Source organism: Terrabacter sp. P5_B1, assembly GCF_056400505.1.
Genome location: NZ_JBFULD010000161.1, coordinates 1 through 9,340 on the forward strand (window position 1 = coordinate 1; position 9,340 = coordinate 9,340).

General features: G+C 71.7%; 9 protein-coding genes. 7 read left to right on the forward strand and 2 right to left on the reverse strand.

Going from position 1 to position 9,340, the window contains the following annotated elements; translation table 11 throughout:
• The coding region (locus AC1DP0_RS12715) for a hypothetical protein (protein ID WP_478084924.1) at nt 1-390 on the forward strand (390 nt) is incomplete at its 5' end.
• A gap of 49 nt (nt 391-439) precedes the next feature.
• Here the strand turns inward: AC1DP0_RS12715 and AC1DP0_RS12720 are convergent.
• Nucleotides 440-1,393 carry a Sir2 family NAD-dependent protein deacetylase gene (locus AC1DP0_RS12720; protein ID WP_478084925.1) on the reverse strand — a complete coding sequence of 318 codons (954 nt, stop codon included), beginning with the start codon at nt 1,391-1,393 and terminating at the stop codon, nt 440-442.
• A gap of 180 nt (nt 1,394-1,573) precedes the next feature.
• Here AC1DP0_RS12720 and AC1DP0_RS12725 point away from each other — a divergent pair, with 180 nt between their 5' ends.
• From AC1DP0_RS12725 to AC1DP0_RS12750, 6 genes are all read left to right on the forward strand, one after another.
• On the forward strand, nt 1,574-2,521 hold the full coding sequence (locus AC1DP0_RS12725) for a LysR family transcriptional regulator (protein WP_478084926.1): 948 nt from the start codon (nt 1,574-1,576) through the stop codon (nt 2,519-2,521).
• A 61-nt stretch (nt 2,522-2,582) separates the two neighbouring features.
• Nucleotides 2,583-3,164 carry a peroxidase-related enzyme gene (locus AC1DP0_RS12730; RefSeq protein WP_478084927.1) on the forward strand — a complete coding sequence of 194 codons (582 nt, stop codon included), beginning with the start codon at nt 2,583-2,585 and terminating at the stop codon, nt 3,162-3,164.
• Entirely contained in the window at nt 3,161-4,684 is a 1,524-nt protein-coding gene (locus AC1DP0_RS12735; protein ID WP_478084928.1) for a gamma-glutamyltransferase, read from the forward strand. The genes AC1DP0_RS12730 and AC1DP0_RS12735 overlap by 4 nt, the downstream gene beginning before the upstream one ends.
• A gap of 78 nt (nt 4,685-4,762) precedes the next feature.
• Entirely contained in the window at nt 4,763-6,088 is a 1,326-nt protein-coding gene (locus AC1DP0_RS12740) for a class I SAM-dependent methyltransferase (protein ID WP_478084929.1), read from the forward strand.
• Nucleotides 6,085-6,969 (forward strand): DUF1295 domain-containing protein, encoded by an 885-nt coding sequence (locus AC1DP0_RS12745; protein ID WP_478084930.1) that lies wholly within the window; start codon nt 6,085-6,087, stop codon nt 6,967-6,969. Before AC1DP0_RS12740 ends, AC1DP0_RS12745 begins: the two co-directional genes overlap by 4 nt.
• Before the next feature lie 35 nt (nt 6,970-7,004).
• The gene (locus AC1DP0_RS12750; RefSeq protein ID WP_478084931.1) at nt 7,005-7,523 is read left to right on the forward strand and encodes a cupin domain-containing protein; all 519 of its coding nucleotides are present in this window, start codon (nt 7,005-7,007) and stop codon (nt 7,521-7,523) included.
• 20 nt (nt 7,524-7,543) lie between these two features.
• On the opposite strand, the gene AC1DP0_RS12755 is transcribed toward AC1DP0_RS12750, so the two are convergent.
• Nucleotides 7,544-9,340 (reverse strand): ComEC/Rec2 family competence protein (locus AC1DP0_RS12755; RefSeq protein ID WP_478084932.1); only part of this gene is annotated, 1,797 nt, incomplete at its 5' end.

Here is a 9,340-nt window from a genome sequence, read left to right on the forward strand (position 1 = left end):
GTCCTGCTCGGCGAGCTCGCGCTCTTCCTCGTCCTGCGCGACCGGTTCATCGCGTTGAGYCACGGCATCGCCGCCGGCACCATGGTCGCGGGCGTCATCGCCGTCATGGTCCTCAGCGCGCTGCGCGCCGAGGAGCGCCACCGGTCCGTCGCCTCCCACCAGGGCGCCGTCTACAAGCGGATCTACATCGCGATCGCGGTGGCCCTGGCCCTGGCGCTCGCGGTGACGGTGCTGACGGCCCTGACCTCGAGTGGCTTCGACCACGTCGTCCTCATCGCCGAGGCGATCATCATCGTGCTCTTCTGCGTCTACTGGGGCGTGCAGACCAAAGAGCTGTGGGACCTGCGCGACGGCACGGAGGCGCGACCGGTGAGGTCGGTGGCCGAGTAGGCCCTCAGCTCGAACGCGACTCGTCGCCGTGATCCGATGGCGACGCTGCTCAGAAGCTCAGGGCGCGGCGCAGGTCCTCGAGGGTGGGACCGAGCGGTGCGTGCAGACGCAGCGTCGCCTGCGCGTCACCGCGCGTCGCCGATCGCGTGACGATGGCGACCGGCACGTCGCGCTGGTGCGCGCGACGTACGAAGCGGTAGCCGCTCATCACCGACAGCGACGATCCGAGCACGAGCACCGCGCCAGCGCCCTCGACGATCGAGAAGCATTGCTCGACAAGGGCTTTGGGCACTGACTCGCCGAAGAAGACGACGTCGGGCTTGACGGTGTCGTTGCCGCAGACCAGGCAGCGCGGCGGGTGGAACGAGTCGACGAGCGCGTCGGCGAGCACGATGTCACCATCGGGCCGCACCTGCTCGCCCCACTGCGAACCCACCGTGCGTGCCGCCTCGGCGAAACGGTCCATGAAGCCGGGGTTCGCCTCGGTCATCCTCTGGTGCAAGCCGATTCGCGACGTGTACTCGCCGCACGTGAGACAGACAGCACGATCGAGGGAGCCGTGCAGCTCGATGACGTCGGTCGCTCCCGACGCCTGGTGCAGGCCGTCGACGTTCTGGGTGATGATCGGCCCGACGTACCCGGCCGCCTGCAGGTCGGTGACGACGCGGTGGCCCTCGTTGGGCTCGGCCGCGTCGAAGCGCTGCCAGCCGATGTAGCTGCGGGCCCAGTAGCGCCGTCGCGCTTCCGGCGACCCAGCGAACTCGCCGTACGTCATCGGCTGGACGCGGCGGGTGCCGTCGGGTCCCCGGTAGTCGGGGATGCCGGACTCCGTGGAGAGGCCGGCACCACTGAGCACGACCACTCCACCGCCACTGACGAGGTCGACGAGGTCCTCGAACGTGCCGAGATCGTGCGTCTCGAGCGGCAGCGTGCGCGACGTCGACAGCCGAGTCGTCGCCGCGGTCATCGTCTGCTGCGGAGGTACGCCGTTCGCCTGCTGCACCGGGTCAGCCTACGTCGACCGGCGCCGCCTCCCGATCCCATGTCGAGGGTGTGACGGCACGACGGCGCAGCTCGGCCTTGCGCACCTTGGGCGGCGCCGGGCCGCCGGTGCCCCTGCGAGCGGGGTCGACGCGACACCCAGATTCTCCCTACTTCCATAATCATCCGTTATGATGGACGCATGATCGATGCTGCCGGACTGCGCGTCATGAAAGCCATCGCCGACGAGGGAAGCTTCACGAGCGCCGCCAACGCGCTCGGCTTCACCCAGCCGGCCATCTCGCAGATGGTCCGACGCCTCGAGCAGCGCACCGGAACCGTCCTCGTCGAGCGCTACGGTCGCCAGGTGCGGCTCACCGAGGCCGGTCAGGTCCTCGCCCGCCACGCGGTCGGCGTCCTCGCTGCGCTCGACGCCGCCGAGGAGGAGATCACGGCCATCGCCGGGCTGCGCGCCGGACGGGTCCGCCTGCAGGCCTTCCCCAGCTCGTCGGCCACGCTCGTGCCGCGCACCCTGGCCATCCTCAAGGCCCGCCACCCCGACATCACCGTGACCTTCACCGAGGCCGAGCCGCCGGAGTCGCTCGCGGCCCTGCGCAACGGCGACTGCGACGTCGCCGTGGCCTTCGCCTACGAGGGCGGCGACCTCGGCGAGCTCGAGGAGGACCTCTCCCTGCTCGTCACGCGCCGCCTCATGAACGACGAGGTGCGACTCGTCGTGCCGGGCACCCACCCGCACGCCGGTGACGATGCGGCGTCGCTCGCCGACTTCTCGGGCGAGGAGTGGATCGCCGGATGCCCTCGCTGCCGCGGGCACCTGCTGTCCCTCGCCGACACGGCGGGGTTCCGCCCGAACGTCGCCTTCGAGACGGAGGACTACGTCGCCCAGCTCGGACTCGTCACGGCCGGTCTCGGAGTGGCGCTCGTGCCCGACCTGATCCTCAACGCCGCCAAGCACGACGAGGTCGCGACCCTGCCGCTCACGCCCGCGTCGCGGCGGCAGATCCTCGCCGTCACGACATCCGACCTCCAGCGCGTCCCCGCCGTGGCCGCGGCACTCGACGCACTGTGCGAGGCCGCCGGCGCCGACCCGAAGACGTCCCCCGCCCAGCTCGTGGCAGCCAAGGCCTGACCGCCAGCAGCACACGGGCGCGTCACGGGCGCGCGGGCACCACCCGGCATACGGTGGCCTCATGGGTGACCACGAGCGCATCTCCTACCTGCCCGTGCCCGAGCGCGACGACGTCCCCGAGGGCGTGAGCCGCCTGTGGGACAAGGCGCAGGAGGCGTTCGGCTTCGTGCCCAACGTCTTCCGCGCCCAAGCGGTCAACGGCGAGCAGTTCCTCGCGTGGTGGGGCTACTTCAACCTCCTCGTCAACAAGGAGGGGCACCTGTCGAATGCCGACCGCGAGCTGCTCGCCGTCGTCGTCAGCAGCGTCAACCGCTGCACGTACTGCGAGGTGAGCCACGGCGCCGCGCTCCGCGAGTACACCGGCGACGCCGTCACGGCCGACCTCGTCGCGTCGAACTGGCGGCAGGCGGCGCTTGCCGAGCGGGAGTCCGCCATGGCGTCCTACGCCGAGAAGCTCACGCTCCACCCCGACGAGGTGACCGAGCGAGATCTCGAGCCGCTCCGCGCCGTCGGGCTCGACGACCACCAGGTGGTCGAGCTCGTGCAGGTCGTCGGGATGTTCAACCTCACCAACCGGGTGTCGTCCGCCCTCGGCTTCGTGCCGAACCCGGAGTACCACTCGAGCGGCAGAGCCACCTCATGACCAGGGTCGCGGTCGCCGCCCCAGGACCCGCCGCGCTCCGAGCCGGGCTCGAGGTGGCCGCGGAGGGCGGGAACGCCGTCGACGCTGCCATCGCCGCGTCCCTGGCCGCCATGAGCACCGAGCCCGGCGTCGTCAGCCTCATGGGGGGCGCCTTCGTCAACGTCTGGCTCGCCGGCTCCGACCCGGTCGTCATCGACGGCAACGTCGAGATGCCCGGGCGGGGCCTCGACGAGTCGGCGTTCGGCCACGGGGTGCGCCAGGTTGTCACCGAATACGGCGGCGGGGTGACGATCGGGGCGGGACACCGCGCCGTCGCCAACTCCGGTGCCCTCCAAGCACTCTCGGTGACGCGAGACCGTTTCGGAACGGTGCCCTGGAGGCGTCTCGTCGAGCCGTCTGCCCGCGCCTGTCGGGAGGGGTACCGCATCGGCGCGGCTGCAGCCCTCTACCTGGCCATCGTCCGTGACTCCCTCTTCGGCGACGACCCCGAGGCACATGCCCTCGTGACGGGCGCCGACGGCGGCCCCCTCGAGCCTGGTGAGACGTCCGTCAACGCCGATCTCGCTGACATCCTGGACCTGCTTGGGGCGCAGGGGGTCTCACTCTTCACCACCGGCGCCGTGGGACGGGTGCTCGTGGAGGACATGACCGCCAACGGTGGGCTCATCACCCGGGCCGACCTCACGGCATACGAGGCGGTCGAGCGCACCCCGACGATGCGGAACATGGGGGCGTGGCACATCGCCCTCAACCCCCCGCCCTCCGTGGGCGGACCGATGCTCGCGGCCATGCTCGGCCAGCTCGCCCGCCACGAGCACTGGACGTGGGCGGAGGTCATCGACATCCAGCGCAAGGTGCTCGGCTACCGTCTCTCCGTCCACGACCAGTCCAGTGACCTCGACGCTGCGGGACACGCGCTTCTCGAGGCGGTCGAACGACACGGGCTGGCGGGGCTGCCGACGTCGGCCTCGACCGCACACGTGTCGGTGGTCGATGAGGACGGAAACGCTTGTGCCATAACGATGTCCTCCGGTTACGGCGCCGGCATGGTGATCCCGGGAACGGGGATCCTGCTCAACAACGCCCTGGGCGAGCCCGAGCTCAACCGTCTCGGGCTGCACGCCGTCGCACCGGGCACCCGCCTCGCGTCCAACATGGCACCGACGACCGGACGGAGCGCCACGGGGGCGGCGCTCACCGTCGGCTCCCCCGGCGCCGACCGGATCACGACCGCCCTCATGCAGGTGCTCGGACGGGGACTGCTGCGCGGCGACGACCTCCAGCGCTCCATCGACGCACCGCGCCTGCACGTGCGCTTCATGGACGACGGGTCCCCGAGCGTCGAGCACGAGCCGTCCGACGACATCGCAGCCGCCGTCAGGGCGCGCGGCCTGCCATCGCACCGCTATCCCGGGCCCCACATGTACTTCGGCGGGGTGGGCGCGGCCGTGCTCGGTCCCGACGGGCTCGTGGCCGCGGGCGACTCGAGACGTGACGCTGCCGTGGGGGTATCTCCATGAGGGGCTGCCGCGCTCTCCCATCCGACGCGCCGCCGGCCCCGAATCATCCCGTGCAGACCCCCGACGAGAGGCCACCCGATGACCATGACCGACGACCGCCCCGACGCTCCCGCCCCCTCCGCGGCGTCCTCATGTGCGAACGGCATCGCCGCGCGGTTGGCGGCAGTCGTCGAGCCCCTCTTCGGCGGCCGGCTTCCCCTGCGCCTCAAGGCCTGGGACGGCTCCGTCGCCGGTCCCGACGATGCCCCGACCGTCGTCCTGCGCGACCCGGCGGCCCTGCGCCGGCTCCTGCGCCACCCCGGTGAGCTCGGCCTCGCCCAGGCGTACGTCACCGGCGAGCTCGACGTCGAGGGGGACCTGCTCGACGGGTTCAGACGCGTCTGGTCGGGAGCCCGGGCCTTGACGGGTGGTCGCCCGTCGGCCGGCGCCGTGGCCGCCGTCGCCAGGAACGGCATCCGGACGGCCTTCGACCTCGGGGTCGTCGGGCTGCCGCCCGAGCCGCCCGTCTCCCAGGCCCGGCTCCGTGGTCGCCTCCACACGAAATCCCGCGACCGCAGGGCGATCGAGCACCACTACAACCTGTCCAACGACTTCTACGCCCTCATCCTCGACCCGCACATGGCCTACTCCTGCGGCTACTGGACGAGCACCGAACCCGGCTACACGGTCGAGGACGCCCAGCGCGACAAGCTCGACCTCGTCTGTCGCAAGCTCGGGATCGAGCCCGGAGGGCGCCACCTCGACATCGGCTGCGGCTGGGGGTCGCTCTCGCTCCACGCAGCCGAGAAGTTCGGCGCGCAGGTCGTCGGCGTGACGATCTCCAGCGAGCAGAAGGCGTTCATCGACGCACGGATCCGTGAGCATGGGCTCGAGGACCGGGTCGAGATCCGGTTGCAGGACTACCGCGAGGTCCCCGACGGCCCGTTCGACACGATCTCCTCGATCGAGATGGGCGAGCACGTCGGTGAGCGCAACTACCCGACGTTCACCGGCCAGATCCACCGGCTGCTGAAGCCCGGTGGCCGGGCGCTGATCCAGCAGATGTCGCGCACGACCCGGCCCGGCGGCGGCCCGTTCATCGAGGCCTTCATCGCTCCCGACATGCACATGCGACCCGTCGGCGAGACCGTCGACCTCGTCGAGCAGGCCGGCCTCGAGGTCCGCGACGTGCATGCGCTCCGCGAGCACTACGTGTGGACMGTCAACGCGTGGTACGACACCTTCGAGGCCAACTGGGACCGCGTCGTCGCCATGGTCAGCGAAGAGGTCGCCCGCGTGTGGCGCCTCTACCTCGTCGGCGGCGCGCTGGCCTTCGAGGAGGGCCGCATGGGCGTCGACCAGATCCTCGCCGTCAAGCCGACCGCCGACGGACGCAGCGGTATGCCGCCCGTCCGGGCCTGGTGACCACGGTGTCGTCGGTCTGGACGACCCTCGCCCCCACGGCCCTGACCGCTTCCGGGGCCGTCGGCTTCGACGGTGGGGCCTTCGGACGCACCCTCCTGCTCACGGCGCTCGCCGTCGTCGTCGTCCTCGGCCTCACCTTCGTCGTCGCCCTGCGCGTCGGGAAGCAGGCCGTCATCGACGTCACGTGGGGGCTGGGCTTCGTCGCCATCGCACTCACGGCCTTCCTCACGAGCGGTGGTCACGGTGACGGGCTCCGACGGTGGCTCGCGCTCGCATTGACGGCGGTGTGGGGGCTCCGGCTCGCGGGCCACATCTCCAGCAGGTCACGTGGCAAGGGCGAGGACCCGCGCTACGAGGCGATGTTGAAGCGCGCCGACGGCAACCCCGACGTCTACGCCCTGCTGCACATCTACCTGCCTCAGGGCGTCATCATGTGGTTCGTCTCCCTCCCGGTCCAGGTCGCGATGTTCGTCGAGGGCGGCGTCGCCGCGGTCCTGTGGCTCGGCGTCCTCGTCTGGGCCGTCGGCTTCTTCTTCGAGTCCGTGGGCGACCTGCAGCTGACCCGCTTCCGCAACGACCCCGCCAACAAGGGCACGGTGCTCGACACGGGCCTGTGGCGCTACACCCGGCACCCGAACTACTTCGGCGACGCCGCCGTGTGGACCGGCCTCTTCCTCGTCGCGGCGAGTGCGTGGCCCGGCGTGCTGACGATCCTGTCCCCCGCCGTCATGGTGTGGAACCTCTACGGCGGCACCGGCAAGAAGCTCCTCGAGAAGGACATCGGCGACCGCCGTCCGGACTACGCCGACTACGTGCGCCGCACGAGCGGCTTCTTCCCGTGGCCGCCGAAGCGCGCCGACCCGTCGGTGACGAAGGACTGATCGCTCGTCGCTGCGGGTCGGGGATGATGGGGACCATGCGCCCGCCTCTCGCCGACGTCCTCCACCTGCAGCCGCACCCCGAGGGTGGGTGGTACCGCCAGACGTGGGTCTCCCCGGAGACGGTGTCCCTTCCCGACGGACGGGTCCGTGCGACGGCCACGCTCATCCACTTCCTGCTGCCGAGGGGTGAGTCCTCGTCGTGGCACCGGGTGTCCTCGGACGAGGTCTGGCTCGCCCACACCGGCTCGGTCGTCCTCGAGCTCGGAGGTGACGGAGCCACCCCCGAGGCCGAGGGCGACGCGGAGACCGTCGCGCTGGGTCTCGACCTCGCGGCGGGCGAGGTGGCCCAAGTGGTGGTGCCGGCCCACGTCTGGCAGCGCACCGTGCCGCGGCCCGCTGACGCCCTGGTCAGCTGCCTCGTCTCGCCCGGGTTCGACTTCGCGGACTTCGAGCTCGCCGACAGCCCCACCATTGCCGCCGGTGAGGTGCAACGTGCCTCAGCCGGTCCCGCGGACGAGCCGGTCGACCCGACGGCGCCGACCAACCCCGCCTGATCTCCGGCCCTCCCGGCGCCTCACCTCGCCACGGCTCGAACCTTCCCCCCGCTGGCGACGACCGCGACATCACCCTCGAGGTCGGTGCGGTGAACCTCGAAACCCCTGTCCTGCAACGACGTCATCGTTGCGGGCGCCGGATGGCCGTAGTCGTTGCCCTCACCGACGCTGATCAGCGCGAGCCGCCCGTCGATGTGGTCCAGGAGCCGGTCGTCGCGGTTGCTCGACCCGTGATGGGCCACCTTGAGCACGTCGATGTGTCCCCAGCGGTGCGGGTCGAGCTGGGCCTCGTGCAGCACCTGTCCTGCGGCCTCGCGCTCGATGTCGCCGGCGAGCAGGATGGTCGTGCCGCGCAGATGCAGTGTCATCACGACGGAGCCGTTGTTGGGCACCGACCCCGCGTCGATCCGACGTGCCGGCCACCACACGTCCGCCGTGACCGACCCGACGGCCAGTCGTTGCCCGGCGCGCAGCTCGCCGAGCGGCACCTTGGCCGCAGCGGCCAACCGCGCTACCCGAGCCGCCTCTCCAGGCGGGTCGAGCACCGGCGACGCTCGGATCTCGGCCACCGGGCGCTCGAGGACAGCGCTCAGGCCCCCGACGTGATCGGCGTGGTAGTGCGTCAGCACGACGAGGTCGACGGCTGCCGCGCCGATACGGTCCAGGCACGCGCGCATCGGCTCGGGGTCCGGGCCGGCGTCGATGACGACGACGTGCCCGTTGCCGTTGTCCGCCACCAGACCGTCTCCCTGACCGACGTCGCAGGCGATCAGGGACCATCCCGGCGGCGGCCACGCGATCGGGGCCGTCGGCAGGCCGAGGCCCGCCGTGAGCACGACGACGGCCACGGCCACCGTCGGACGGTGTCGGCTGCGATGCCAGGCCCACGGCGCGGTGGCGATGACGCCGGCGGTGAGGCCGGCGAGCAGGACCGCTGCACCTGCGGAGTCTCCCCAGTCGAGGCTGTCGAAGGGCAGCCCGGCAGACCACCTGGCCACCGCGGCGATCGCCTGTGCCGGGAGGGCGGCTCCCCAAGCCAGCCACCCGGCTCCGGTGACCCAGACTACCGACACGAGCGCGACCACGACACCGATGACGGTCGTCGGCCCCACGAACGGCGCGGCCAGGAGGTTGGCGAGGACCGCGACGAGGGACACGCTGCCCTGCAGCGGCACGACGAGCGGGGCACAGACCGCCTGGGCGGCGACCGGGATGGCGAGCACCCGTCCCAGAGGCTTGAGCGGGCCCGGCAACCAGCGCGCCGCGGCGCGACCCCACGGCGGGGCGAGGACGAGCAGACCGAGAGTGGCGACGCTCGACAGCGCGAAGCCGTAGGAGCGGGAGAGCCACGGATCCCACACGAGCAGCACCGCGATCGCGGCGGCGAGCGCGGGGACCCCCGCCCGACGACGAGACGTGGAGAGCGCCAGCAGGCCGACGACGCCCATGACGGCCGCCCTCACGACACTCGGCTCGGGGCGGGCCAGGACCACGAAGCCGATCAGCCCGAGGGCGGCCACCGGTGGCCGCCACGGACGCCGGATGCCGACGGTTCCGCAGAGCCAGAGGACGGCGGCGAGGACGAACGTCACATTGCAGCCGGAGACCGCACTGAGGTGGCTGAGTCCCGTCTCGAGCATGACCGCCGTGAGGTCGGGCGGGGTGTGCGAGGTGTCGCCGACAACCAGCGCGGGGACGAGCCCCCGGGCATCGGGCCAGAGGCCGGCCGTCGCCGAACGGAACCGTTCGCGGACGGCATCGGCTGCCTCGAAGACGCCGCCGGGACCCGCGACGACGCGCATCGCACCCTTCGGGGC